19 protein-coding genes are annotated in these 25,612 nt (G+C 55.1%); 12 read left to right on the forward strand and 7 right to left on the reverse strand.

All coding sequences use genetic code 11. The annotated features are described in order from the left end of the window. Positions 1-91 precede the first annotated feature (91 nt). Both Poly51_RS26905 and Poly51_RS26910 read left to right on the forward strand, forming a co-directional pair. Positions 92-1,393, forward strand: a complete 1,302-nt coding sequence (locus Poly51_RS26905) for a DUF1552 domain-containing protein (RefSeq protein WP_146461966.1) — start codon at positions 92-94, stop codon at positions 1,391-1,393. 2 nt (positions 1,394-1,395) lie between these two features. Next, positions 1,396-3,867, forward strand: a complete 2,472-nt coding sequence (locus tag Poly51_RS26910) for a DUF1592 domain-containing protein (RefSeq protein ID WP_186775848.1) — start codon at positions 1,396-1,398, stop codon at positions 3,865-3,867. A 22-nt stretch (positions 3,868-3,889) separates the two neighbouring features. Here Poly51_RS26910 and Poly51_RS26915 read toward each other — a convergent pair whose 3' ends face one another. Continuing rightward, positions 3,890-5,653, reverse strand: a complete 1,764-nt coding sequence (locus Poly51_RS26915; RefSeq protein ID WP_146461969.1) for a sigma-70 family RNA polymerase sigma factor — start codon at positions 5,651-5,653, stop codon at positions 3,890-3,892. Positions 5,654-5,886: 233 nt separating this feature from the next. Further along, positions 5,887-7,887 (reverse strand): DNA primase, encoded by a 2,001-nt coding sequence (gene dnaG / locus Poly51_RS26920; RefSeq protein WP_246114805.1) that lies wholly within the window; start codon positions 7,885-7,887, stop codon positions 5,887-5,889. Positions 7,888-8,499: 612 nt separating this feature from the next. Between dnaG and Poly51_RS26925 the strand changes: the two genes are divergently transcribed. The 4 genes from Poly51_RS26925 (at position 8,500) to Poly51_RS26940 (ending at position 13,467) form a co-directional block, all read left to right on the forward strand. Beyond that, positions 8,500-8,922 (forward strand): carbon storage regulator, encoded by a 423-nt coding sequence (locus Poly51_RS26925; protein WP_146461973.1) that lies wholly within the window; start codon positions 8,500-8,502, stop codon positions 8,920-8,922. Between the two features lie 582 nt (positions 8,923-9,504). Beyond that, on the forward strand, positions 9,505-9,918 hold the full coding sequence (locus tag Poly51_RS26930; RefSeq protein ID WP_146461975.1) for a response regulator: 414 nt from the start codon (positions 9,505-9,507) through the stop codon (positions 9,916-9,918). A 37-nt stretch (positions 9,919-9,955) separates the two neighbouring features. Continuing rightward, positions 9,956-10,843 (forward strand): GGDEF domain-containing protein, encoded by an 888-nt coding sequence (locus tag Poly51_RS26935; RefSeq protein WP_146461977.1) that lies wholly within the window; start codon positions 9,956-9,958, stop codon positions 10,841-10,843. Continuing rightward, complete coding sequence (locus Poly51_RS26940; protein WP_146461979.1) at positions 10,840-13,467, forward strand: CHASE domain-containing protein; 2,628 nt, start codon at positions 10,840-10,842, stop codon at positions 13,465-13,467. Before Poly51_RS26935 ends, Poly51_RS26940 begins: the two co-directional genes overlap by 4 nt. Before the next feature lie 3 nt (positions 13,468-13,470). On the opposite strand, the gene Poly51_RS26945 is transcribed toward Poly51_RS26940, so the two are convergent. Continuing rightward, on the reverse strand, positions 13,471-14,052 hold the full coding sequence (locus Poly51_RS26945; RefSeq protein ID WP_146461981.1) for an NfeD family protein: 582 nt from the start codon (positions 14,050-14,052) through the stop codon (positions 13,471-13,473). Continuing rightward, a complete protein-coding gene (locus Poly51_RS26950) occupies positions 14,049-16,238 on the reverse strand; it encodes an NfeD family protein (RefSeq protein WP_146461983.1) in 2,190 nt (729 codons plus the stop codon). The genes Poly51_RS26945 and Poly51_RS26950 overlap by 4 nt, the downstream gene beginning before the upstream one ends. A gap of 341 nt (positions 16,239-16,579) precedes the next feature. Here Poly51_RS26950 and Poly51_RS26955 point away from each other — a divergent pair, with 341 nt between their 5' ends. The 3 genes from Poly51_RS26955 (at position 16,580) to Poly51_RS26965 (ending at position 19,727) form a co-directional block, all read left to right on the forward strand. Then, positions 16,580-17,683, forward strand: coding sequence for a M28 family peptidase (locus tag Poly51_RS26955; RefSeq protein ID WP_246114806.1), 1,104 nt, complete (start codon positions 16,580-16,582; stop codon positions 17,681-17,683). Positions 17,684-17,744: 61 nt separating this feature from the next. Then, the gene (locus tag Poly51_RS26960) at positions 17,745-18,116 is read left to right on the forward strand and encodes a hypothetical protein (protein WP_146461985.1); all 372 of its coding nucleotides are present in this window, start codon (positions 17,745-17,747) and stop codon (positions 18,114-18,116) included. Positions 18,117-18,527: 411 nt separating this feature from the next. After that, positions 18,528-19,727: a DUF1559 domain-containing protein gene (locus tag Poly51_RS26965; protein ID WP_146461987.1), complete on the forward strand. Its 1,200-nt coding sequence runs from the start codon at positions 18,528-18,530 to the stop codon at positions 19,725-19,727. A gap of 157 nt (positions 19,728-19,884) precedes the next feature. On the opposite strand, the gene Poly51_RS26970 is transcribed toward Poly51_RS26965, so the two are convergent. Next, positions 19,885-20,133, reverse strand: a complete 249-nt coding sequence (locus Poly51_RS26970) for a hypothetical protein (RefSeq protein WP_146461989.1) — start codon at positions 20,131-20,133, stop codon at positions 19,885-19,887. A 460-nt stretch (positions 20,134-20,593) separates the two neighbouring features. Here Poly51_RS26970 and Poly51_RS26975 point away from each other — a divergent pair, with 460 nt between their 5' ends. Beyond that, positions 20,594-21,448 (forward strand): AraC family transcriptional regulator, encoded by an 855-nt coding sequence (locus Poly51_RS26975; RefSeq protein ID WP_146461992.1) that lies wholly within the window; start codon positions 20,594-20,596, stop codon positions 21,446-21,448. Positions 21,449-21,519: 71 nt separating this feature from the next. On the opposite strand, the gene Poly51_RS26980 is transcribed toward Poly51_RS26975, so the two are convergent. Both Poly51_RS26980 and Poly51_RS26985 read right to left on the reverse strand, forming a co-directional pair. Next, positions 21,520-21,711 carry a hypothetical protein gene (locus Poly51_RS26980; protein ID WP_146461994.1) on the reverse strand — a complete coding sequence of 64 codons (192 nt, stop codon included), beginning with the start codon at positions 21,709-21,711 and terminating at the stop codon, positions 21,520-21,522. A gap of 124 nt (positions 21,712-21,835) precedes the next feature. Next, positions 21,836-23,053, reverse strand: a complete 1,218-nt coding sequence (locus tag Poly51_RS26985; protein WP_146461995.1) for a DUF1559 domain-containing protein — start codon at positions 23,051-23,053, stop codon at positions 21,836-21,838. 386 nt (positions 23,054-23,439) lie between these two features. Here Poly51_RS26985 and Poly51_RS26990 point away from each other — a divergent pair, with 386 nt between their 5' ends. Together Poly51_RS26990 and Poly51_RS26995 are read left to right on the forward strand one after the other, a co-directional pair. After that, entirely contained in the window at positions 23,440-23,967 is a 528-nt protein-coding gene (locus tag Poly51_RS26990; RefSeq protein WP_146461997.1) for a sigma-70 family RNA polymerase sigma factor, read from the forward strand. Further along, on the forward strand, positions 23,964-25,595 hold the full coding sequence (locus tag Poly51_RS26995) for a FecR domain-containing protein (RefSeq protein WP_146461999.1): 1,632 nt from the start codon (positions 23,964-23,966) through the stop codon (positions 25,593-25,595). The genes Poly51_RS26990 and Poly51_RS26995 overlap by 4 nt, the downstream gene beginning before the upstream one ends. The last annotated feature ends 17 nt before the right edge of the window (positions 25,596-25,612 follow it).

The raw sequence follows: 25,612 nt of genomic DNA on the forward strand, positions 1-25,612 counted from the left end.
AAAATCGTGACCAAGTCGAACTAGACGGGTCGCGCGTCAAGGTGTCTCAGCTACAATAGGGTTCCCACCTTACTCTTGCTGAGAAAACGTTATGGCGACGACCACGTCCCCCCGCCGCGGCTTTTTGAAAGCTGCTGGCATTTCCATTGCCCTACCATCGCTTGCTTCCAACACGCGGGCCAGCGCGGTCGATGCGAAACGCCAGTTGCCGTCGCCGCCCAAGCGGATGGTGTGCGTCGGGAACGAGTTTGGAATGTACCCGGGCGCGTTCTGGCCCGCGATCGATAAAACGCACAGCGACGCGTCGGCGAAGTTGTCACCGCTGCTGACCCCACTTGAAAAACACCGTCGCAACTTCACGCTGTTCTCACATCTCGATCACGGCCTGAAGGGCGGTCACTTCGCTGTCCACACGTTTCTAACGGGCGTCAAGGCTGTCGATGCAGGCGGAATGCCCGACGGTGGAATCAGTCTGGATCAACGAGCGGCGGAGCACGTCGGATCGCAAACTCGATTTCCGTCATTGACCGTCGGCAGCGAATCCGGATTGCATGGCGGTTGTCGGATGAGCTGGACTCGGACAGGGACACGCGTACCGCCGATCCAAGGACCACGCGAACTGTTTCGCATGCTGTTCGTCGACACCAACAAAGACGCCAAAACGAAAGCCTTTGATCGAATCGATCTGCAGGGTTCGATTCTTGATGCTGTGTTGGGCGATGCCAATTCACTCTCGCGTCGCCTGAACCCGCGCGACAAAGATAAATTGGACGAATACTTGTCATCCGTCCGTGAAGTCGAATTGCGACTCGAACTCGACCGACGGTGGCAGAAGGTTGCTAAACCGAAAGCCACCATCGACGAACCGTCGGATCAGGGTCTGACGCATGACCTTCCCAAGATCTACGACCTGATCGCATTGGCGCTGCAAACCGATTCGACACGCGTTGCGACGATCGAAGTCGGCGGCAGTTTCGCGGCGTCCGATTTAGGAATTAAGAAGGGTTACCACGGTCTTTCGCACCATGGACAAGTTCAACAGAACATCGATCTGTTAGTTCAAATCGAACGCTATCAGGTGGAACAGTTCGCACGCTTCCTTGATCGACTGTCGTCGATTCGCGAACCAGAATCGGATGGAACGCTGTTGGATCATACGATGGCCCTCTTTGGCAGCGGCATGGGGAACGCGAACTCGCATACCAACAACGACCTTCCCGTCGTGTTGGCCGGCGGTGGGTTTAAGCATCAAACGTTGCTTGAGATGCCGTCGGAAAAGAATCGTCGACGGCCGCTGTCGAATCTGTTTTTAACGATGCTGCAACAGTTCGGCGTCGAAACCGAATCGTTTGCGACCAGCACGGGAACGCTGACCGGATTTGAAACCGTATGAAGATGCGAATTGCAACTCTTGGCGCGACCTTCGTGATCGCAATGTCTTCCCCCGTCGCTGCCGACCCGCCCCCGCCCGAATCGAAGTTTGCGTCGGCGATCCAACCGTTCGTTGAAAACTACTGCATCGAATGTCACGGCGACGACGATCCGAAAGGCGATCGATCGTTTGAATCGCTCGCTGCAGTGATTTCGGACGACGAAGTCTTGGTTGACTATCAAGACATGCTGGACCAATTAAATTTGTCCGAAATGCCGCCGCCCGAAGCCGACCAGCCGAACGACCAGCAGCGTCGCATTGCGATTGATGCTCTGACCGATGTGATCCAGCAATATCACGCGTCGCGAGTGGAGACATCCAATCGTTCCGTGATTCGGCGTTTGAACGCACGAGAGTACCGCAACACCATTCGAGATCTTCTCGACCTCGACATCACCATTTTTGATCCAACGACCCGGTTCCCCAGAGACCAGCGGGTCGAACATCTCGACAACATCGGCGAAAACTTGGTGACGTCGTCTCACCTGTTAACGGCCTATTTGAACGCTGCCGAGCAAGTGATTGAGCGAGCGTTCTATCCCCTTGAAAAACCACCCGCTCGAACTTGGTCTTTCCGAGACAGTTTCCGACAACAGCCCGAAATCGACAACGTCCATCGAACGTCCAATCGATTCAAGCATATGACGCTTTACGATGTCGTCGGTGCCGACAAACCGGAAGGTGCCTATGGTCCAATTCTGGCGTTCGCGGAAGGTGTTCCCCACGACGGCGTATACGAAATACGTCTACGTGCCGAAGCGGTCAATCGCAACCACCCCTACGACCATGCGTTTATCGGCACCGATCGCGATCAACCCTTTCGACTGGGAATTGTCCCGGGCGACGCCACGGTCGGCGATCTTCATCTGCCCCAGCCCATCGAACCGCTGCTTGCAGAACTCGAACTGGCCGACGAACCGAAGTGGTACACCGTTCGAGTTCCGCTTGACCGCGGATACACACCCCGCTTTACGTTTCGAAACGGCTTGATGGATTCGCGAAACTTGTGGGGCAAGCTTGTCAAGAAGTATCCGAACATGTTCCCAAAAGGCATCAACGGGATCGTCGAACTCCGCCGAAACGCGATCGTTCACGGAAAATTGCCCCAGATTCGGATTCACGAGATCGAAATCACCGGCCCGATACTCGCGCAATGGCCGACACAGAGCCAACGTGTGCTCTTCGGCGACGATTTCCAGCGCCTTGCGGCGGGTGAAACGATCGACGAAGGCACTGTCCGCGATCACTTCCGCCGGTTTGCGTCGCTTGCCTATCGCCGGCAAGCATCCGACGCTGAAGTCGACCGCATCATGCAAATGGTCGAAGTTCGCCAGCGTGCCGGACGTAGCCAAGTCAACGCGATCGCCGACGGGTTCAAGACGATACTCTGTTCACCCCATTTCTTGTTTTTGGACGAGACTTCAAGCGATGATGGCGAACCACTTTCACAGCATGCACTTGCATCCCGCATCTCGTACTTCCTTTGGGCGTCGATGCCGGACGAAAAACTGCGTCGGCTGGCCGATGAAGGCAAGCTCAGCGGTGACGATGCCATTCGCAACCAAGTCCGACGATTACTCGGCGATCCCAAGTCAGATGCCTTCGTTCGTGGATTTCTGGACAGCTGGTTGGCGCTGAACGAACTGGGTTCCGCGCCACCGGACCGTGACACTTTTCGCGATTTTTATCGCCACGATCTGGGTGCAGCGATGCGTCAGGAGACCCAGATGTTCTTTCGACATCAATTGGCCGAGAACCTTCCCGTCGAGAATTTCATTGATTCCGATTTTACGTTCGTGAATCCTGCGCTCGCCGCGCTGTACGGCATGCAGTCACCCGCCGAACAATCGTTTGCATTGACGGCGATCAGCGACAAACGGCGGGGCGGATTGCTGGGACAAGCCAGCGTGTTGACAGTCAGCGCCAACGGAATCGACACATCACCGGTTGTTCGGGGTGTTTGGATGCTAGAGAACTTTTTGGGGACGCCTCCATCGCCTCCGCCACCCGACGTTGAACCGCTGGACCCGGACACCCGCGGCGCCAAAACGATCCGCGATCAATTGTCCAAGCATCGAGACGTGGCGACGTGCTACGATTGCCACCGAAAAATCGATCCGCTCGGTTTCGCGCTGGAAAACTATGACCCGATCGGAAAATGGCGAAACGCGTACGCGCGGAACGCAAAGATCGATCCATCGGGTGAATTGCCCGATGGAAAACCGTTCCAAGACATCCGCGACCTGAAGCGAATTTTACTGACTCGGAAGTCGCAGTTCACCCGCTCGATGGCGACCAAGATGTTGGCCTACGCGAATGGTCGGTTGACGGTACCCGGTGATCGACCGGACATTGAAAAAATCGCGAGCTCCGCAAAAGGAACCCGCGATTTGGTAGAAGCAGTCGTTTTGAGTCAACCGTTTCGAACGAAATGAAATCGGACGACGTGACGTCGACTTACGCGGCTGTTTTCAGAAACGAACTCAAGCGATCCGAACGCGATGGGCTTTGCAGCTTTGCAACGGCCTTGGCTTCGATTTGTCGAACTCGCTCGCGAGTCACTTTAAAAATCCGACCGCACTCTTCCAGCGTGTAGCTGTATCCGTCGACCAAGCCGTATCGCAAACGAATGATTTCGCGTTCGCGGAAAGTCAACGTCTTCAACAATTCGTCGATTTTGCCTCGCAAGATACTGCTTGCGGCATTCTTAACCGGGTTGTGGCTATCGCTGTCTTGAATGAATTCGCCGAAGCTGCTGTCTTCACCTTCGCCGACCGGACGATCCAGGCTGACCGGGTGACGACCAATGTCCATCACTCGACGAACTTCTTCGATCGGGACTTCGGTTTCTAATGCGATTTCTTCGTACGTTGGTTCGCGACGAAGATCTTGGGTCAGACGCTTTTGTGCCTGACGCAATTTGCTGAGCACATCGATCATGTGAACGGGGATACGAATCGTTCGTGCCTGATCGGCAATCGCTCGCGTGATCGCTTGACGGATCCACCAAGTCGCGTAGGTGCTGAACTTGAATCCGCGACGATATTCATACTTGTCGACGGCTCGCATCAATCCCGTATTGCCTTCTTGGATCAAGTCCAAGAACGACAGACCGCGGTTGCGATACTTCTTGGCGATCGAAACGACCAACCGTAGGTTTCCGCTGCTTAGTTCTCGCTTGGTCGATTCGTACTCGTCAAAGTATTTGCGAGCCTTCACCATGCGGTTATGCAGGCTCTTGGGGCTCTCTTGAGTGACCAACATCAACTCGCGAAGCTCTTGCTTCAGGTCGGCAGCTTCGTCGCGGCTGATAGCATCGCGACCGAGATCGGCCAGTTGCTGGCGAATGAAATTCATGCGTCGCGAGATGTCTTCCAATTGCTTCAACAACGGCGTCACGCGGCGGCTTCGCAAGCTCAACTCTTCCACCAACTGCAAACACTTGCGTCGGTTGGAGATAAATCGGCGGCGAATTTCAGCCTTCAATCGAGGCGATGTGCTGCGACGAACCATCAAGTCAAAGTCTTCTTTGTTTTGACGGATCAAGTGATCCAGACTTCGCAAGTTGTGTGGCATCCGAGCCGTGATTTGCTCTTTGGTCAGACGTTCCGTCAACGAAACCTTGATCGTGCGATCGAACGGCAACTCACCCGCATGAACTCGCGTCAGTGTTGCGACGGTGGCACGCATGGCGTAGTCGGATTCCAAAAGAGCCCGGCGAAATCGGCGACGATTGATTTCAATCTTCTTCGCCAGCGAGATCTCTTCTTCGCGGCTAAGCAATGGAATCTCAGCCATTTGGCTCAGATACATGCGAATAGGATCGTCGCTGGCCTTGGGCAGATCACTGGGCGATACCAGGACGACGGCGTCGTCATCATCCGAATCATCATCGGCTTCGTCGGCAGGCGCGACGGCGTCGATTGCATCTTCACCGAGTGTGCCGGCGGCATCCATCGCCGCTGCCTTTGCGGCTGCCAACTTTTTCTCAAGGGCCGCTGCGGTTGCGGCTCGCGTGACTGTTTGAACGGGGCGGAGGGCCTTGGCTTTGACTTCTACTAGCTCAATGCCGTGGTGCTCGATTGCCAGCAACAAGCTCTCGAGCTTTTCGGGATTGACGTCTTCGTCGGGCAGATAAGCGTTCACCTCAGCGTAGGTCAGGAATCCTTCCTGAAGTCCTCGGGTGATCAGCGACGAAAGGTGTTGGTCCATCAATTGCATCTTGCAAACCTTTTAAAGTGCGCGTCGTCTTGAAGCGCTGGGTCGTGTGAAATTCCATTTCCTGATTCTCGGAACGATTGTGTCTTTCGACTTGCTGGCGAAACTCCTGTTTCAAGTGTTAAAAACGTGCGGGCGTTTTTTTCATTCGTTCACGGGACGAAGATTGTGTCCCGGATTCAAAATTCTGCCTAGCTGAGTTTGGTCATATTCAGAACTTTCTGAATTCTTTTTTTCTAGTCGGCTTTGATTCCTCGTCTTTGGCGGTCTTCTTCAAGTAGACGGTTCAGTAAAGCGATCTCCTCGTCTTCATCCATCGAAGCCGAGGCGAGCTGTTCAATTTGCCGTGTTTTCTCGTGCGTGAATGCGCGTTCGCGGAAGCGTGTCAAAATCATCGCGTACCGTTCCTCCGGAGTCTCGGGAAGCTTTCCCAAGCGATCGCGCACACGTTCTTGGAGTGTTACGATCTGGTTCTTCAACTGTTCGTTTTCGACTAACAACAACAATGCGTCCGCATCAAGTTCGCGACCGGCGAGTTCCAAATCTTGGTACGCCGTCATCAACATCACGGCGGTTGTGGACTCGAACCAATCGGGATCGATCACTTCGACCGCCATCGCGGCTAAGTCGGGAACTTCGATCAGCGTTTCAAAGAACTGTCGATCCAAACCCGTCAGCGGCGTCAAACGGGGTGACGGATCGGAACAGCCAGACGGACTGCGGGTCGGGCCAAACGAGTCACCATACGAAGCGGTATCACCGTGGGAATCTTCGCCTTCCCCAGCTTCCGCAAATGCAGCATTCGGATCAAACGACTTGCCTTTAGAAACGTCGCGTTTGGACTGCGGTCTCGAATTCGCTTTGGCTTCGATGGCGACCTTCGATCGTTGTCGCGATTCGACTCGCAGCGCTTCAAGCCGTTGTTCTAGCCGTTCGGTTTTGAGCTCGAAACTGTGCGAAAGGCGGACCAGCAATTGGTCGACCCGAAGACTCGGCGGCGCCTTTGCGACAATCTTTAACATGGTATCGACGGCGGTCGTCACCGCGTGCGTATCACGCGTGAAGTCGACGCCTTCGGTCAAGCGTGACAGCTTGTGATCCAGCGCATCGGGTGCATCGGCAACCAAGCGATCAAACGATTCTCGCCCCTGGGATTGCAAGTAATCCGCCGGATCGTTCCCTTCGGGCAGCGTCAGCACTCGCAGGTCCACGTCCGCGCCGACGAATAGTTCCAGCACCTGATCCGCCCGCGTTTGGCCGGCCGCGTCACCATCAAGCACCAACACGACCCGCTGGGCAAATCGCTTCAATATCTTGACGTGCGCTTCACCCAATGCCGTCCCCAGCACCGCAACCACAGGCTCGACACCCGACTGCCTAGCGGCGACGACGTCGGTGTATCCTTCCATCACCAACACTTCGCCTTGCCGCCGTATTGATTCGCGAGCCAACTGCAATCCGTAAAGCTGATTCGACTTGCGGAACAACAAAGTCTCGCGACCGTTGATGTATTTCGGGCCGGCTTTGTCGCCGTGCTTTGCGGCAATGCCCGGAATCAATCGCCCGCCCATGCTGATGGGACGGTTTTGCAAGTCGTGGATCGGGAACATCAATCGACCACGAAACATATCGACTTCACCGTCGCCCGATTGCCGAGCCGAAGCGATCCCGGCGGCCTGTGCGACTTCGCCGCTGAACTTGTTCTTCTTCAGCAGATCCACTGCGTACGACCAGGAATCGGGCGCAAAGCCGACACGAAAACGATTCCGGTTTTCGTCATCGATGCCACGCTCGGCCAAATAGTCACGGGCGATCTTGGCGTCGTCCGTTTGGCCCGACTCCAGGATTTCGAAGTACTCGTCGCATACCAGCTTCATTGCCGCAAAAAGTGTTTCGCGATCGTCCGGCGCACCCGGCTGTGTCTTCTTTCCTCGCGTGTATTGCTCGATCGGGATGCCTGCCAACTCGGCCAACGTGCGAATCGCGGCCGGAAAATCGACTCCGTCGCGACGCATGACAAAGCTGAAAACGTCGCCGCCGATATCACAGGGCCAACACTTCCACGTTTGACGTTCCTGGTTGACCGTCATCGACGGCCGACGGTCGTTGTGCCACGGACAACGGGTGACAAAGTTGCGCCCCTGAGGCTGCAACTCCAGCGTCGCACCGACAACATCGACAATGTCGATGGCGCTTCTAACCCGCTCTTTCAGATCGAGGTCCGTGGGAAGGGACAAACGAGAACTCCATGATGCGACCAAAGGAAAAACGAGACACCGATGACCGCGAATAGGCTCGAAAACAGCCTTTTCGTGAGGCAAAAAAGAAATGCTCGCGCATGACCTTCCCTGGGCGTCTCACTCAACCAAGTTGGCGAAACTTGTTCAATCGGTCCACCCGGCGATCAACGAGGCGCAAACCTCTTACCAGCGGGCAAATTTCGATTCCTGCATTCCATTGCAAAACAGCGGTGTCGACCTGATCTTCATTGGTTTCGACCCACGCCGCAAGCGACTAGGGATTCTGGAAGTGCCGCCAAACCGGGTCAAGACCAGATTTGAGAAATCTTTTTCCATAGCGCGTTTGGGCTAAAGTCGATTGGTTTCCACCACCCCAGAATTGCAATCGATTGTAAGAAGTTCGCTTTCGAATGCCGAAGTCACTGCTGCCGAAAACCCCAAATTCCACGCAAATCCTTTCCGAGAAACAACTTGCGAGCGAATCCGAAATCGTGCGTCGGACATTGGCACACTCTGTGCATTAACCATTCATCATCAGCCAACCGGCTGGTGGAAAACAAACGACGCAAACAAAACTTCTCGAAGCAATCTCAAGCAAAGGACTCTGCCATGTTGGTTCTCACCCGTAAAGTTGACGAACAAATCCTGATCGGCGACGACATCAAAATCACCTTGATCCGCGTTCGAGGAAACAGCGTTCGCATCGGAATCGAAGCTCCCCGTGAAGTTCGAGTGGTTCGCGGGGAACTGCAAAAGATCGAAACCCAAAAACAAGAGATCGAAGTCGAACTGGACGGTGACGCGGAAATCGATGACCTGGCCCAATTGTTCGCACATCCCGAATCCCAACGGGTCGGTCGTCCGGCGATCGCGAACACGCCCGCCTCGAAAGCGACCGGTGCCGCAAATCGCATTGCCAAACTGGCGACTTCGGAATCAAAGGCTGAAGTGTTCGTCGGATCGGTCAACCGTTCGGGTGGCGACGCAAAGTTGAACCGCGCTCCGCTGGCAAACTTCGTTTCTGCCAGCTAGCGGCAACGATGACCGGGCCGGAGCGGCAAGCTCCAATCCCTGACGTGTCGCGGCTTTGCCTCGATGCAACGATGAACGCTTCTTAGCTACGCTGGCTCAATCGGTTGTGGTTCAAGATCGATGGCGTCCAACGGCCATGAAATTGGGAAGGAGGGACTTCAAAGAATTGTGTCCACGCCCATGCCCCCAAGGAGGGTGAAATGAGGCGCGTCGACACCCACGCTGTCTTTGCCGCCGAACCATCGGACCGATCGCCCCATTGCAGCCCGCTTCCGTCACAACACATGTGGCCGAACGAAGGCGACGAAACGCTGCTGCTGCCGAACGAATCCTTGCCTTCCCTACAATCGTTCGCTTCTTCCAGCAGCGTCGGCTTTATAAAAATCTACGCACGCTTCCCGTCGCTTTTCCCGCGAAAAGCGAGCAACGGTCTATTTGTATAGATCATCTGGCGTTTTTTACGGGCACGGATAGTGGCTTTGTTAGTTAAGCCATGGACGCCCAGAGACTATGCGACGAACGCATCATCGCGATTGAGACGTCTGCAAGTCTCCGTTCGTTGGCAAACGCGAGAAGTCTTCCATGCAACCAAACCTCGACAGCCAAGCTAAACCGATTCGACGAGTCATGCTCGTTGATGATGACGGCATGGATAACTTTCTGCACTCGCGGTCGCTGAAAAATTCCGGTCTGGTCGACGACATCATCGTTTTCGAAGAACCAGAAGCTGCGCTCCAATACTTGCGCCAATCGGCGAGCGACATTGATCTGATTTGCCTGGACATCAACATGCCACGGATGAACGGGTTCGAGTTCATCACGGCTTTCGAAACGCTCTGGGATTCCAACCGCGAGAAACCCTTGATTCTGATTCTATCGACGTCCGTCGGTGAAATGTCGGCCGAGTATGTCGAGCGCATTCCTCGATTGATCGGCGCCGAACCGAAACCGCTGAACCGAGAACTGATTCAACGTCTCAGTCGCGAACATTTTTGATCTGAAGAAGCTGACAAAAACATCCGGGGCGCCCCACATGAACCCATACATCCAAATCCTGCTGGTTGAAGACGAAGAATCCGACGCCTTCCTGGTCTCAAGGACCTTGAAGCAGTCTGTTTACTACAAATTTGATGTCGTGGTTGCGGGTACCCTTTCCGCTGCGATGAAGCAGTTAGAAGCAACGGATTTCAATGTCTGCTTGCTGGATCTCGGCATGCCAGACGGTTGTGGGATCGAGTCGCTGAGGGTGATTCGAAGCATCGACGCTCGAATTCCGATCGTCGTGTTGACCGGCAATGACGACGAAGCGTTAGGTTTAACAGCGATCGAAACCGGCGCCCAAGACTTCATCGCTAAAAACTCGCTCGACAGCCGTTCGCTCTCACGCGCATTGGTGTTTGCAATCGCACGCCAAAATACGGTGCTTGGATTGGCCGCCGACGCTCACACGGACATGCTGACGGGACTTCCGAATCGTCGGATGCTCAGCAGCGATTTTGAACGGATGCTTGCGAAATGCGATCACCTATCTGTCGCGATCCTGGACATCGACAACTTCAAGTCCATCAACAGCGAATTCGGGCACTTGGTCGGCGACCGGATGCTGCAACACGTCGCCAGTGTCGTTCGCCAGTACGCTGGTGATGACGTCCAAGCAACTCGTTTCGGTGGCGAAGAGTTTGCACTTTTGATTCCCGAATCAAATGTTGATTCGACGTTCGCATACGCAGAAGCGCTGTTAAGAAACATCGAGGACGCGCCGCTGGTCATTGATGGCAATCGCATCTCCGTGACTGCCAGTATCGGAATCACGCAAGTCCAGCTTGCCGATGGTCTCGAGGAATCACTCCACCGCGCCGATCTAGCGTTGTACAGCGCGAAACAGTCAGGCCGAAACCGCGTTTGCGCTAGTAAGACATGATCAAATACATCGAACAGTCAACCGCCTCGGCGCGGCAAAGGCTCGAGAAAGCCGGAACATTTCAGTGGTTTCACTGGCTTGTCATTGCTCTTTCACTTGGACTGACTTTCGTTGCTTGGTACTACGCCACCGTCCAACAGGCGGCGAAGACCCAGCTTCAATTCGATCGAGAATCCGATCAGGCTGTATCGTTGGTCGTCGATCGTTTGACAAAGTGTGAGCAGGCGTTGTGGGCCGGGGCCGCGTTTGTGACATCATGCGACAGCGAAGTGAATCACAATAAGTGGGACGACTACGCGACCAAACTTGAACTGGATCAACGGTTTCCCGAAGTCAACGGGATGGGATTGATCACGAGATTCGAAAAACAGAAACTTGAGTCGTTCGTAAATTCCCAGCGCCAAGATCGCGCCGGCTTTCATATCTTCCCACCGCACGATCAAGACGAATGCTGGCCAATCGTTGCGATCACACCGGTCGACAAGAATTCGAAAGCGATCGGTTTGGACATCGCCCATGAAGTGAATCGAATCACTGCGGCCCGAAAGGCACGCGACACGGGGACCGCGCAAGTCACCGGCCCGATCGTCTTGGTTCAAGATTCGGCCCAAACGCCCGGCTTTCTGTTTTTCGTGCCCTACTACGGCAAGCCATCCGCGTCGGACAAAACCACGCCCGCGAAAGACTTTCAAGGCATCGTCTATGCGCCGTTTGTCGTACGTGAACTAATGGCAGGAGTGCTGGATAAAGATCGACGACGTGTCGGCATTCGCATCAGCGACGCTTCAGAGACGCTTTTCGACGAACATGTGACTTCTGAACCAGACTTTGATCCTGATCCGCTGTTACGCAAGACCACTTCGGTCGAACTCTACGGCCGCACTTGGACGTTTGATATTTGGACGACTCAATCGTTTCGACAATCGATCGACCGTTCGCGATCGACGTCCATCTTGGTCGCCGGAATCTTGATCGATGTCATGTTGATCGGACTGTTCTATTTGGTTTCTGTTCGAGCACGTCAAGCGCTCGGCCTTGCCGACACCATGACGGATGAGCTGGCAAGATTTAGCCTGGCCGCAAGCGTCAACCAGATCGGCATCTTTGACTTTGACGTCGCATCACGTCGATTCAAATGGAACGATGCAATGTTCCGACTATTTCAACAGTCTCCCAAGTCGTTTGCCCCCGATTTCGATTCGATGCTCGACTGCGTCCACCCAGAGGACCGATCGGCCCTCAAAGACTCGCTGCAGCACTCGATCCGGAACGGTGAGATATTCGACGCCCAGTATCGCATCACGACACCCGGCGGCGAGATCCGCCACTTGCTGGCGCGGGCCGTCGTCATTTCCGATCGCGAAGGCAGGGCGACTCGATTGCTTGGTGCGAATACCGACATCACCTCGAAACAGGCGGCTGCCCAAAAGCTAAGCCAGACCTTGCAGATGCAAGCGGCGATCCAAGACGCGGCCGGCGTCTCGATGGTTTCCACCGACTTCGACGGTACCATCTTGTCGATGAACAAGACGGCGGAAAAGATGCTGGGATATACGCAAGACGAATTGGTGCTGAAAGCCACGCCGGTCGTCCTTCACGACGCGGCCGAGCTTCAGAAACGTGCGGACGAGCTGGCCCATGAGTTGTCTCGCCCCGTCACTGCTGGATTCCAAGCCATCATTGCGATGTGCGTCGACGGAAAAACGGCACAGAGGGAATGGACCTATGTTCGCAAAGACGGAACTAGGTTTCCGGCGCTCGTTACCTTGACGGCTTTGCATGACGACAACGGAAACGTTAGCGGGTATCTTGCGGTCGCCGCCGACATATCGGCACAAAAAGAGTCCCATCTTGCGCTGCAAAAATCCAACGAGCAGCTTGAGCGCAGCAACAGCGAACTCGCGCAATTCGCGTACGTTGCGTCCCACGATTTGCAGGAACCGCTTCGCAAGGTGATTTCCTTTTGCGAGCTTCTGGAAGAAGACTGCATCGACCAAATTGATGAAGATGGTCGTCGATACATGGGATATATCTCTGACGGTGCGCGGCGGATGCGACAGCTCATCCAAGCCCTACTTTCGTATTCGCGAATCCAGGAAGAATATTCTCGCGCGGAATGTGTCGACATGAACGACATCGTTCGGATCGCAGTCGACGACTTGTCTGCGCCGATCGATGAATCCGATGCCGTTGTCACTGTTGGTCGACTGCCGGTGGTCATGGGAGATCCGACTCAAATGGTACAGCTGATGCAAAACTTGATTGGCAACGCGATCAAGTACCGCGATCAAGCGGCTCCAACGGTTCATATCGACGCGCAGAGAAGCGGTGAGGATTGGCTGTTCCATGTCGATGACAATGGAATCGGCATCGAACCCGAATTCCGTGAACAGGTGTTCGGAATCTTTAAACGACTACACAGCCGAACGGCCTATCAAGGGACCGGTATCGGACTGTCGATATGCCAGAGAATCGTCGAGCGTTCCAACGGAAAGATTTGGATTGAAGATTCACCCACCGGCGGAACACGATTTCGGTTCACCATTCCGGTTTCGAATTTGACCGTCGATCACGAAGCTGACGAGCGAACGCCAAACCAGGAAGCTGTTTCAATCGGCGGATGACGCCTATTCGAAATCAAGAGACTCTAGAGATTGCTCGAGGGACGGCGGTGACACCGGCACCGCGTCGCCATCGCTGCCAGTGTTGTCTTCTTCGGTCAAGTGGCGCACTTGAACCCGGCCTGCGGAAACTCGCGTGACTTTGACGGCGTCGCCCGCTTCAATGGGCATGCCGATACTCAAAGCGTCGATCTTTTCTCCGTCGACCAGAATCAAGCCGCTCGGCAACAGCGGCGTCAGCGCAACGCCGCAATGTCCGACCAAGCCATCCAATCGCGTCCCGTTGATCGTTGTTCGCGGTGGGCCGGCGGCGGCCACTTGCCCTAGCCGTCGATTCAGCATTCTTCGACCGATCGGTGTATGGGGCCAAGCACGCAACAAACCGGATATCAGCAGCGGCGTCGAAACGACAATCACGACCAGAAAGACCACCCCGGCGGCGAGGCTGTGCGAGAATGCGATGACCAGGGTCGAGATCAGCGCCGCGGCGGCGGCAAACCCCATCAAGCCGCCCGTCGGCAACAAGAACTCGCCAATCAAGAGCACATAGAAAAGCACCAATAGCATCACGGCATAAAACAGTGTCATGGGTCCCCACCCAATTCAACGATCACTTTCGTCGCTTGTACGGAAATGACGCGCACGCTGTCGCCGGTCGAGCAAGAAGTTCCGTCGCTGATCACCTGTACGATTTCATCACCAAACTTCGCCTTTCCTGACGGCCTTAGCGGCGTCGTGGCGGTACCGACGCGTCCCATCAGGTGTCCATAGTCCCCAAGTTTCTCGGATTCATTCAGCGCTTCGGTGTCGGAAGCCTCCATCACCAAGCTGCGAAACAGCGGCACGTGCGGAAGCATGATTCGCATCAAGATGAATCCGCCGACCATTCCGGCGGCCCCACCGAGCGCCAGCCAGACTCCTTTGGCGAACAAATTCAACTGGTAAACGTTCTGTGGAATGACAAACGTCTGGGTCATCAACACAACGCCAAGAACCGTCAGCGCCAGTCCACCGATTCCGAAAACGCCAAATCCGGGCACGACGAACAGTTCAATGGCAATACAGATCAGCCCGACCGACAAGGCCACCAACTCCAACCACTCGGCCGTTCCCGCCAAGAACTTCATCCAGAAAAACAATGCAAAACAGACGAGCGCGATGAAGGCAGGCACGGTGGCCCCCGGCGCATTCGCTTCCGCCGACAGCGCCGCAAACCCAATGAACAACAACAGGAACGAAAGTGTTGCGTTTCGTCCAAGCCGCTCCACCAAGCGGACCAAGCCACGATCGGACACTGGCATCGGTGTCTCGGCCAAACCCAAACGACGCGAGACGTCTTCCAGGGATTCACTTTCACCATCGGCCAACCCGAGCGAGACGGCTTCGGCGGACGTCAGTCCGTCGTCCAACAGAATGCGTTCGCCGCGTTGCCAAGTTGCCCGCTCGATTTCTTGGTCGTCCGCCGATGCAGCACCCGCAATGATGTCTTCATCTGTCGCATAGCGGACACGCCCGGTTTTTTTGTGGGTGTAACGATAGGTCTCTAATTCGGGAACCAATAACCCGCGGATCAGCGCCGCGGGCCGTTTCGTCGACGATGCGATCTGTTCGATCAGTTCGTCGTATCGATCCAGGTCTTCACGAACGATCGTCGCCGCGCCGGGGCCGCCCAAGCGGGCATCCGGCTTGATCCACAACGGCTTGCAAGACAGCGCGATCAAGGACGCGTCACCGCGTGCTTCACCACGAATGAAACCCGCGACGGTTCGCAGCGGCGGTTGCGGGTTCGAAAACGACGCGGCTAGCGTGGTGCTGTCGTCGAAGTTGCCGCCGTTCGAATCGATGCTTATCAACCAAGTGTTCACATCGGAACTTTTCCCCAGCGTTGAATCAAGGTTGCTTTGCCAACGACGCGCCCGTCCGCCTGCGACCGATCCCGTGATCTCCAGCAAGACGCCACTGGCGTCACCGACCAGACTTGTGGAACCCACCGCATTCAATTCCGCCAAGTCCAACCACTCAGCGGCATCTTCGATCGAATCGACCTGGCCGGCCGCGATCCGAGCACGCCGCAATTGCCTTGCATCCAAGCGAAGTGGTTGACCAGCCGCGCTGTAGACATCTTCGCCCACCAACGAACCATCCGATCGAAGTTGTTCTAACTCGTCGCCCGCGGCAAAACTCTGCTGTCCGCCGACGCTCGAAACGAGCGCTAATTCGGTCTCGGGGTCGACAAGCGCCGCCACGACGGCCGGTGGGAACAGCCCTCGGCGGCGAGCAATCTTGTCATACACCAGCGCGATCGTTTCCATGTCGCCGGATTCGTTCCTCGCGGCGTTCGCAATCACAGCATCGGGACCCACCAACATCAAATCCGACGCCAAGATCGGCAGTGTCAAATGGCCACTGACTTCACCGTTAACCAACGCGACGACACGAACTTGCCGCAACTCGTCGCTACTCAACGCCCGCGACAACCGCAATGCGTCCTCGAACATTGTTTCGCCGGTGTTCTCAGCGGCAGAAAAATGGAGCACGACGGTGACGCGAGTGTTCGGCGCCGCCGCCTCGCTGATCCTTCTCAACTGATCGACCAATCCCTCGGCGTCCCGACCCGTCATCGGATCGGGAATGTCAATGATCTGACCGGTCTTGACCCCATCGCTCGCCAGATCGTCCGCCGCCCTAACATTTACGATCGCAAACGCAACCGCAATCAATGCGAAAGCGATACGAGTCAAGCAAAACGACTTCGATAAGTTCCAAGGGACCATGGTCATCCTCTTCGCCGCCGGTAACATTCGAATCCTATTCAATGCGCAACGCGATCAATGCGTCACATGCGTTTGGGAATACTGTCCGTCAAGGTTGGTCGACGAACACACAAATAAAATGGCACCCTTGGAGTTAACGTTCGCCCTCCGATGGCCACGCGATTAGTCGGATTGTACGCCCTGAACGATATTCATGCCTATCATCGATCGATTATAGGGCGATGGGGACCGCCATGAAGCCGGGCCATCCGGGTTGGCGATCATCGGAAAAACGGCGACAATGAGTTGGCATGATTGCAGAGATCGAGACCGAATAACCTCCGGCGGCGGCGAAACCAACGATGATGAAGCTTAGCGATGCAGACGTGGAAGCCAGCCGAAAGTCGACGCGAACGTGGTCACACCAATCGACGCTGTCATCGGCGGCACCGGCGTCACCCACGCCCGCACCCTCGCACTTCGGCCGTCGCTTGGTCGCCGCCGTCGTGTTGGCCTCGCTTTTTGTTGGCGGATGGTTTTGGTTTGCTCGAAACGGCGACGGCCCTATCGATTCGTCGCCGTCGGCTGTGTCCATCCCGGCACAATACGATGCCGATCGCGCGATGGGTTATTTGCAACGGTTGTGTGACTTCGGGCCTCGCCCGTCGGGATCGTCCGCCATGGTCTCACAGCAGAAATATCTGAAAGCGTTTTTCGCCGATCGAGGTGCCTTGGTCACGATGCAGTCCTTCGACATCCGCCATCCCGAAGATGGGTCCGATGTCACAATGTCGAATATCATCGCGTCGTGGGGCTCGGATCGTCCGAAGCGTTATCTGTTGTGCGCCCACTACGACACGCGACCCTATCCCGACCAGGATCGTCGTAACCGGCGAGGCGTTTTCGTGGGTGCCAATGATGGTGCCAGCGGTACGGCAGCGCTGATGGAACTGTCACACCAGTTCGGTGATGGCGGACTTCCCAGCGACGTGGGAGTCGACGTGGCCCTGTTCGATGGCGAGGAATTTGTTTGGCAGCAGGGTCGCGACGACTATTTTCTTGGTTCAAACTTTTTCGCCGAAAAGTACAAAGCGAGTCCGCCGTCGGTGCCTTACCAGGCGGGCATTCTGTTGGACATGGTCGGCGATCGCGAGCTCAAGTTGTTTTACGAAGGCAACAGTATGAAGTTTGCTCGCGACGTCGCGAAAAATATCTGGGCCGTCGCGTCCGATTTGCGAGTCGATGCGTTTGTGCCGCGGATCCGCCACGAAATTCAAGACGACCATCTGCCGCTGAACCAGATCGCGCGTATTCCGACCGTTGACTTGATCGACTTTGATTACCCGCGTCCCGGGTTAGGAAACCCATCGTATTGGCACACCGAACAGGACGTGCCCGCCAATTGCAGCGGCGAATCGATGGCGGCCGTTGTATGGGTCGTTCACACGTTTCTAAATCGACAGTAATCGCTTCGCTCAACGCGATTGCATTCGTTATCGCGTTCCCTGGTCGGAAAGAGGATCGAACATGTTCGCCGGATCGCTGATCCTAGCCGCCACACTCATTTCGGTCGCAGCCTGGTTGCAGTGGAACGAAGTTTCCGGATGGGGTGATCGCGGGCAATCCCAAACGGAATTGGACGAGCGTTACCATCGCCAACGCAGCCGATCGCGAACACGCACGAACATCATCATCGCGTTGTGCGGCGTGTGCATCTTGGTCGCCGCCTTCATAGGTCCGGGGCCCGTGTGGATCGCCGCGTGGCTTTCGGTAACGGTTGGGCTAGCAACCGTCGTCGGCTTGGCGGGCCTGGACGTATTGCGAACCCATCGATACCAACTCGCGAAACTGCAAGAGATCGGCGACCGCCGTCAAGTTGACAAGCAGAAATCCGCCTAGTCATCCGAACGCTGTGCACAGATGGATCCGCATCTTCAAGATCTCAGCAGCACCAAATTTAGGAGGAACAGCGTAGATCCGAATCCGAGAGGTTTAGGCTGTTCCTGTACCGAAGCAACGCGGAAGCAAGAATGATTCCAGCGTCCGCTCGTCTCGTCAGCAGCGTCCCGCTGGACTGGCGTTTTTAGCTCGTCGACCGTTCTAAAAAAACCTCCAAGAGGTTTGTTTTGGCTATGCCTCGAATGATCTGGCTATGTCCAAAGGTTCTGATCGCCCCATAATAGGGCAGTCGACGAACGCTTATCTCCCCGTCTCACCGCCGGTCCAAAACTGCGGCGATTGATGAGGGGAAACTCGCTTCGCGTGATTTCCGCTTGGTTTTCCTTCCTAATTTCTGTCGAGGTACCTGAGATGTCTACGAATCGTAGCCGCACAAGCGGCTTTACCCTGGTTGAGCTGCTGGTGGTTATCGCCATCATTGGCGTTCTGGTTGGCCTGCTTTTGCCAGCCGTTCAGGCGGCACGTGAAGCTGCACGCCGGATGAGTTGCAGTAACAACTTCAAGCAAATTGGACTTGGACTGCACAACTATCACAGTGCCTACAAGCAATTGCCGCTTCACGGTGCCGGCACGATGAGCCCCACGATCGACTACGCGTGGCGATCATCGGACATCTGCAACGTCGAACGCCTCAGTTTCCTTGTTGGCATCACGCCTTTCATCGAGCAACAATCTCTGTGGGAGCAAATCTCGAACCCGCGTGACAACAACGGCGGTACGCCGGCGATTTGGCCAGCGATGGGCCCGACCCCCCAGCAAATTTCTTACTCCCCATGGGCAACCGACATTCCAACATTGCGCTGCCCGAGCGATCCGGGCAGAGGGCTTCCCGCACTCGGCCGAACAAACTACGCCGCTTGTATGGGTGACTCGGCCGAACGCACCACGACCGGTGCTTGGCGAGACAACGGTACCGTTGGCAGTCTTCCGAACGAAGTTTTGGCGGAAGAATCGCGAGCGGCTCACCGTGGCGTTTTCGTAATGCACAAGCAAATGAAATTTCGCGACATCCTGGACGGGCTCTCCAACACGATTTGTGCTGGTGAAATCGCAACGGACTTGGGCGACAAGGACAAGCGCACGATCAATTTGAATATCGGCTGGAACTTCCTGCGTAACCGCGCTCCGACCTATTGCCGTGACATGCCACAAGATTATGTCGATCCTTTGCGTCCTCAGTTCTGGCGAGCCACGGCACCTGTCGTTGGTGCAACCGATGGTCGTGGTTACCGCTGGGCAGACGGATTTTCGAACTTCAGCGCGATGTTCACGATGCTTCCGCCCAACCAAGAACTTTGCACCCAGCAAAACGCGGGAAACCCAGGTGTCTATCCTCCATCGAGCCGTCACCAAGGTGGCGTGCACATCCTGATGTCGGACGGTGCGGTTAAGTTCATCACCGACTCGATCGAAGCAGGTACGGCCGCAAGCGGCGGAACCGCCAGCTACCCGATCTTCCGTTGGCGCCGCCCTGGAGATGCGAGCCCATACGGATTGTGGGGCGCTCTTGGCACCCGCGCGAACAAGGAAGTTATCCAAGAAGAACTGTAGTCACTACGGTTTGGATAACGACTGACTAAACAAAGAGCCTCGCGACGTTTTCGTTGCGAGGCTCTTTCGTTTTTAGCTGGCACGGCGGTCGCAAAAGCAACCGCCAAATCTAATTTGCAAACTTCGCCGGACGTAAACGCCGAATGCGAACCCTTCTCTATTCAGCGGACGGCGTAGCTTCGCCTTCGGCCATGCTTTTCAAACCTTTGGGGTCGGCCTTCAAGGCAGCTTTCTCCGCTTCGACACCCTGCATCATCGAGGCTTCCGATTCGGCAACCATTCGATTGTATTCATCAATCTTTGACTGCTCGAGACCTTCGGTAACGACTTCGTTGGTGCCACTGCCACCACAACCCGCTGCAAGAAAACATGCGGACGCAAGAAGGAAACTAGTAACGATTTTCATTTCTAAACTCGAAACGAGGAACTTAGGGAGGACGGATTGACCCGATCGCAGTCCGTACATGGCTAACAAAACGCGACACTGTCAAATTCGCTCAGGCCGGCCGAGATGATCGTGCCTTCCGTCACTCACGAAGTTGGATTTTCAGCAATTGCTGGGAGCGTTCTATTGCAAATTCATTATGAAGATGCCATGGTCATGAACCATAGCCGGATGCAACATCTCATAGCTATTACCAACCTCAGTTACCACGCCGATAGCCTCCGGCCTCAATGGCACGAGGCTAGGGAACGGTGAGCGGTTTTGACGCTAGCCACCGAAACTTCGACTGAATGCCGCATGGAAATGCCCGTGGGTAGCGTTATTCCGCTCAGTTCACGAATCCTTAGCGTCGTGACATTTGCCTTCGGCTCAATGTTTCGCGGCCACTTAACCTTGACCGAAGCCTGTTGCGGAGTTTTCTTTGTCAATTGAACCAGCATTCATATCGCGGCAGACGGTTGATGCACGGCGATTCTATTTGGACCTCGATCCACCACTCGATGCTCCGCTGCGAGTGGTGTGTGGGGGTGTCGAAAGGATGCGAGAAGACTATGTCGTCGAACGAAGCGACTTTCCCTATTTCGGGATTGAGCTGGTTACCGAAGGCAGTGGCAGCTTGTGGCTGGACGATCGCCATTTTTCGCTCGGACAGGGCGTTACGTTTGCCTATGGTCCCGGCATCCCGCATCGCATCGAAAACGTTTCTTCCCCAGCGATGCGGAAGTATTACTTGGACGTTGTGGGCACGGAAGCGAAACAGTTGCTGGAATCCGCCGGGCTGCTTAGCGGTCGGCCCGTGCTGATAGGCCGACAAATTGAATTGACGGACCTGTGGGATGCGATCGCGGGCGAGGCACGCGAACACAGCGCCATCTCGGTCGACGTCTGCCAAATGTTGGCCAGAATTTTGGTTTTGAAGATTCGTCAGCGTCGAATCACGGATGGCAAGACGATGCCCGCGGCATACAACACCTACGAAACGATTCGACGATATATCGAAAACAATTACCTGTCCGTCTCGTCCATCGAAGAAGTCTCGAAAGGCTGTGACGTCAGTTCCATCTACGTGTCACGACTCTTCAAGCGGTATTCCGAAACCGGTGCGTATCAATTCCTGCTGCGGTTGCGGATGAACCATGCCGCCGAAATGCTGATCGAAAACCGATTGAAGGTCCAAGAAGTCGCCGACGTCATGGGCTTCTCAGACGCCTTCCAATTTTCTCGCGCGTTCAAACGGGTCTATGGCGTCGCACCCAGTCGGTTGAAGAAGATGTAGGCGACCGTGGTGGGCGAAGCGCATGTCGCCGCCAACCTTGCTAGGCAACGACATTGCGCTCCACTGTAGCCCTAATCAGTTCCGCCTGCAGCGGCTTCTCGCTGAGCCGCCGCCTCCGCGGCAGCTTCTTTGGCTCGAATCTCGGGCGAGTCATACAGCGCCTTCGCTTCATCCTTGTCGACGACAACTTTCGCCGAAGGCTCTTCGCAACCAACGGCGCTGATCATGAATAGAGAACACGCGATCAATACGTACTTGGTCATTAGAAAGTTACTTTCGTTTGGTGACTGCCATGTGGCAGACAAGTTCAGTGGACATTAGCAACGAAAGGGCCTCGCCATCCAAATGATGAAACGAGACCCATAAATACTGTTACGCGAGGAGGAACTAGAGTTCTTCTTGAATAACTTCTTTGTTAGCGCGTGTGCCCAACGCGCCCCAAAGACCGTAAGGACTTGCTGCACCAGGAACGGTGTCGGGCGGCGTGTTTGCTTGAAGAACGGGCTTCGCCGTTTGATCACCCGACTCGATCGAGTCCGTAATGAACTTGACGGCTCCATCGCTCATCAAAACATGAACACCACCTTGATGACGGCTGCTGGCCGTGGCGATTCCTTCACGTTCACGTTCGCGACCCCAGCTCGGATTCCCGCCCCAACAAACTTCGCGATTGGGCGGCAGCATGGTTTGGAAGCCCGAATGATAGAGATAGCCCGAAGCCCAACGAAAACCGCGGCCAGCCGTTGCTCCGCTCTGACTGGTCGCCGTGTTTCCGATCACGCTCGCATCCCAAAACTGAGGACGCAAAGGATCCACCGAAGCCTGGCAAGACAAAATGCTGTTGCGAACGGTGTTGGGGTTTGCAGTCAGCAGAGCATTCGTACGAATGTCATTATCACCAAGATCGGTCACGATTTCACCGGCACAAATCGTGTTGGCAAGTCCGTCCAATATGTCACGAAACTTCATGAACTTTGTCGGTACGAAAACACCTCGCATCGCAGCGCGAGTCTGTTGTTCCCATCCACTGACCGGCGATTGCAGATTGTCGCCAAAGGCCCCCGTATTGGACCGCCGAAGTGCATCGCCAAAACACGCGGCATAGTTGGTGCGTCCCAGCGCGGGCAAGCCAACCCCGGGATCGCTAGGACAGCGATACATCGGAAGCTCGGTGATCCAGGGATCGTAATTCGGGTTTTGCGTGGTCGGTCCCATCGCGGGAAAGACGTTACCCGCACCATCATCGTAAGGATTGCTGATGACCTCCCAAATCGCTTGTTGCTCGACAAACGGCGTGAGTGCGACCAGCATACTGAGCCCAAGACGATTGTTCGTCAGACTCGAACCGGCGTGCCAGGCAACATTGCCACTGGATTCCCCACCCGTTCCGCCTTTTTGCATCGGCAAGTTTTTATATGCCGAATGGTAGTTGTGAATACCAAGACCGATTTGCTTAAAATTGTTGCTGCAGCTCATTCGCCGCGCTGCTTCGCGAGCCGCTTGGACGGCCGGCAAGAGCAGCCCGACCAAGACGCCAATGATTGCGATCACAACAAGCAGCTCGACGAGCGTGAATCCGTGACGTTGGTTCTGCCGTAAGGACATAGAATCTTCCAAAAACAAGTTAGAAATAGTTCGCATCAGCCGTTCAGTAGGGGAGGCCGATTGCCGTTAGTGTGAATCCACGCGAGATCCCCAAAAGTGAACCCGAAAATTCGCAATTTTCTTTTTTTCTTCCGCCTAACCGCCGTTTGAAAAAGGGTCTGACCTTGGAGACGTTGCTGAAACATTGTGAAGTCGAAACGCCGGAGAGGGTCAGACCCCTTTTTCAAGGGGCTGCGAAGGGCGGCAATCCGATAAAAACCCGAATACGGATCGTTTTTCGGTTCAAATCTTTGCCTCTGGCCACGATTCATTGCGAGCGAAGGCAACTCGCTTGCCCGCTTACTGTTTTCGTTCACGTCAAAAAACCGATTGGTCAGAGCAATCCCATGGACAACCAGAACTTGGAACAGTTCGTGCGTCAGTACTCACGCACGCAGTTGCAGATACTCGGCTTCATCCAAATGTTTGTCCCGTCACCAACCGAGGCCGAAGAAATTCTGCAGGAAACCAGCGTTGTGCTTTGGACAAAATGGTCGCAGTACGATTCCGATCGAGATTTTGCGAGCTGGGCGTGCGGGATCGCCCGCTACGAAGTTTTTAAACATTTGCGGAAGCGAAAGCACAATGTTTACCTGAGCGAACCGCTGCTGCAGCAAATTTGCGACGTCGCTTTGTGCGACACGCGATCGCTCGCCGAAGATCAAGCCAAGCAAGAAGCATTGGCTCGCTGCTTTCAAAAACACTCGCCCGCAGATCAGCATCTGCTCAACGAACGATATCGCGATACGAAATCGGTGGATGAAATCGCAAATCAGCGTTCGGTTACGCCGCGTTCCATTTACAAACGACTCGCTTTGCTTCGCGAGATGCTAAAGAGATGCATCGAAAGCACGATTCATGAGGCCGCGCTATGAATGATGAACAAGCAAGCCGATTGAGCGAGTTGCTAGACAAATGGTGCGATGGCTCGTTGAACGCCCAAGACGGAAAAGAGCTCGAATCTATCTTAACGAATCACCCTGAGGCTCAGACTCACTATCTGGAACATATGGAACTTCACGCTCGATTGTCGCGCATGTTGAAGTCTTCAACGAATCAGCCAAGCGTGATCGAACAGCGGCAGCAGGTCAGTGCAACTCCAATGCGTTTGCCAGACCGCGTCCGCAGAAACTGGTTTTGGGGTGCGATGATCGCTGCATCGGTCATCGGTTCCATCTTCGTCTTCAAATTGGCTAAGGACGAACCGTTTGCTGCACGCGTGATCAAAAAGATCGACTGCGATATTGAGTCTTCAAGATGGCAGAGCGAAGGAACGGATCAGTTGGATGCCGGTCGCACGATCACACTCAACAACGGCGTGCTGGCATTGGAGTTTGGTTGTGGCGCGACCGTTGTGGTCGAAGGTCCCGCAGAATTCGAAGTCGTATCTGCATGGAAATGCATGCTCCACACCGGAAAGCTCACTGCGTATGCTCCAGAGCGGGCGCGAAATTTCACGGTTGAAACGCCGTCCAGCGAAACGGTCGATCTAGGAACATCGTTTGGCGTTCAAGTCGACGATGACGGCGCATCTGAAATTCACGTTTTCGAAGGTGAAGTACAGGTCTATGACAAAAGCCTTGTCGGCAACGAACCGAAAGAACGCGTCAAGCTGTTTACCAATCAAGCGTCGCGGGTCGGTAACAACGCCGATCCCATGGCCGAATTTGCTGCCAACGCAAAGAGCTTTGTTCAGCTTCCCCATTCAGATACCAACGCGACCTTGCCCGCATCCGCCTTGCCGTTCGGCCCTAACGATGGGCTGGTCCTTTGGTTGGATGCGGATAGACAAGTACAAATGGATGAATCAGACCGCGTGGTGTCCTGGGGCGATCAGCTTGCCGGTGGAAACACACGACCCGAAAACGCATGGCAAGTGGATGTCGATAAACGGCCATACTTGAGTAGCGAATCCATCGACGGTAAACCGGCGATCCGGTTCCTCGGGAACGAGCATATGGTCACCGAACCTCTGAGCACCGGTAAAGATGTTTCCGTTTTCCTTGTTGGCAAACTTTCGCCTCGCCAATCGGACTCGGACGTTCCTTCGACGCTGATGAACTTCGGGTCGTCCCGAAACATCAGTGTCGTTCGTTTTCGTGAGGACTACTTGGCCAGTCGCGTTTTAGCCCCTTGGCGAGACGGACGTCATGAAACCAGTGGATGGCTGGCACTCGAAAGAAATATGACGGACGTTCCTTTGGTGATCGCAATGTTCTATTCCCACACACACAATCATTCGCAGTTGTTCATCAATGGCGAGGACATGGGCACGACGAAAGCCTGGATCGACGTTTCGATTGACAATCCGCGATTCATCGGCTGCGAGTTCGATGGGCGGCATCACCTTGTTGGCGATATCGCCGAAATCATGATATTCGACTCGATGCTCGATACCGAAACGCTGAAAAACACTTCGCATTGGCTGAGCGAAAAGTACTCGATTGCCCACGGTCTAGGTGTCACCAAAGAGCCGATGCTGGGAAGCGAACGAAAGCCATAACAGCTTCCCACATCCTG

The organism is Rubripirellula tenax, from assembly GCF_007860125.1.
Taxonomy (GTDB): Bacteria; Planctomycetota; Planctomycetia; order Pirellulales; family Pirellulaceae; genus Rubripirellula; species Rubripirellula tenax.

Bases quoted from the DNA above. Each gene is read 5' to 3' on its own strand.
- Poly51_RS26905 (WP_146461966.1), top strand. From the start codon at position 92: ATGGCGACGACCACGTCCCCCCGCCGCGGCTTTTTGAAAGCTGCTGGC.
- Poly51_RS26910 (WP_186775848.1), top strand. From the start codon at position 1,396: ATGCGAATTGCAACTCTTGGCGCGACCTTCGTGATCGCAATGTCTTCC.
- Poly51_RS26915 (WP_146461969.1), bottom strand. From the start codon at position 5,653: ATGCAATTGATGGACCAACACCTTTCGTCGCTGATCACCCGAGGACTT.
- Poly51_RS26925 (WP_146461973.1), top strand. From the start codon at position 8,500: ATGTTGGTTCTCACCCGTAAAGTTGACGAACAAATCCTGATCGGCGAC.
- Poly51_RS26930 (WP_146461975.1), top strand. From the start codon at position 9,505: ATGCAACCAAACCTCGACAGCCAAGCTAAACCGATTCGACGAGTCATG.
- Poly51_RS26935 (WP_146461977.1), top strand. From the start codon at position 9,956: ATGAACCCATACATCCAAATCCTGCTGGTTGAAGACGAAGAATCCGAC.
- Poly51_RS26940 (WP_146461979.1), top strand. From the start codon at position 10,840: ATGATCAAATACATCGAACAGTCAACCGCCTCGGCGCGGCAAAGGCTC.
- Poly51_RS26945 (WP_146461981.1), bottom strand. From the start codon at position 14,052: ATGACACTGTTTTATGCCGTGATGCTATTGGTGCTTTTCTATGTGCTC.
- Poly51_RS26950 (WP_146461983.1), bottom strand. From the start codon at position 16,238: ATGGTCCCTTGGAACTTATCGAAGTCGTTTTGCTTGACTCGTATCGCT.
- Poly51_RS26955 (WP_246114806.1), top strand. From the start codon at position 16,580: ATGATGAAGCTTAGCGATGCAGACGTGGAAGCCAGCCGAAAGTCGACG.
- Poly51_RS26960 (WP_146461985.1), top strand. From the start codon at position 17,745: ATGTTCGCCGGATCGCTGATCCTAGCCGCCACACTCATTTCGGTCGCA.
- Poly51_RS26965 (WP_146461987.1), top strand. From the start codon at position 18,528: ATGTCTACGAATCGTAGCCGCACAAGCGGCTTTACCCTGGTTGAGCTG.
- Poly51_RS26970 (WP_146461989.1), bottom strand. From the start codon at position 20,133: ATGAAAATCGTTACTAGTTTCCTTCTTGCGTCCGCATGTTTTCTTGCA.
- Poly51_RS26980 (WP_146461994.1), bottom strand. From the start codon at position 21,711: ATGACCAAGTACGTATTGATCGCGTGTTCTCTATTCATGATCAGCGCC.
- Poly51_RS26985 (WP_146461995.1), bottom strand. From the start codon at position 23,053: ATGTCCTTACGGCAGAACCAACGTCACGGATTCACGCTCGTCGAGCTG.
- Poly51_RS26990 (WP_146461997.1), top strand. From the start codon at position 23,440: ATGGACAACCAGAACTTGGAACAGTTCGTGCGTCAGTACTCACGCACG.
- Poly51_RS26995 (WP_146461999.1), top strand. From the start codon at position 23,964: ATGAATGATGAACAAGCAAGCCGATTGAGCGAGTTGCTAGACAAATGG.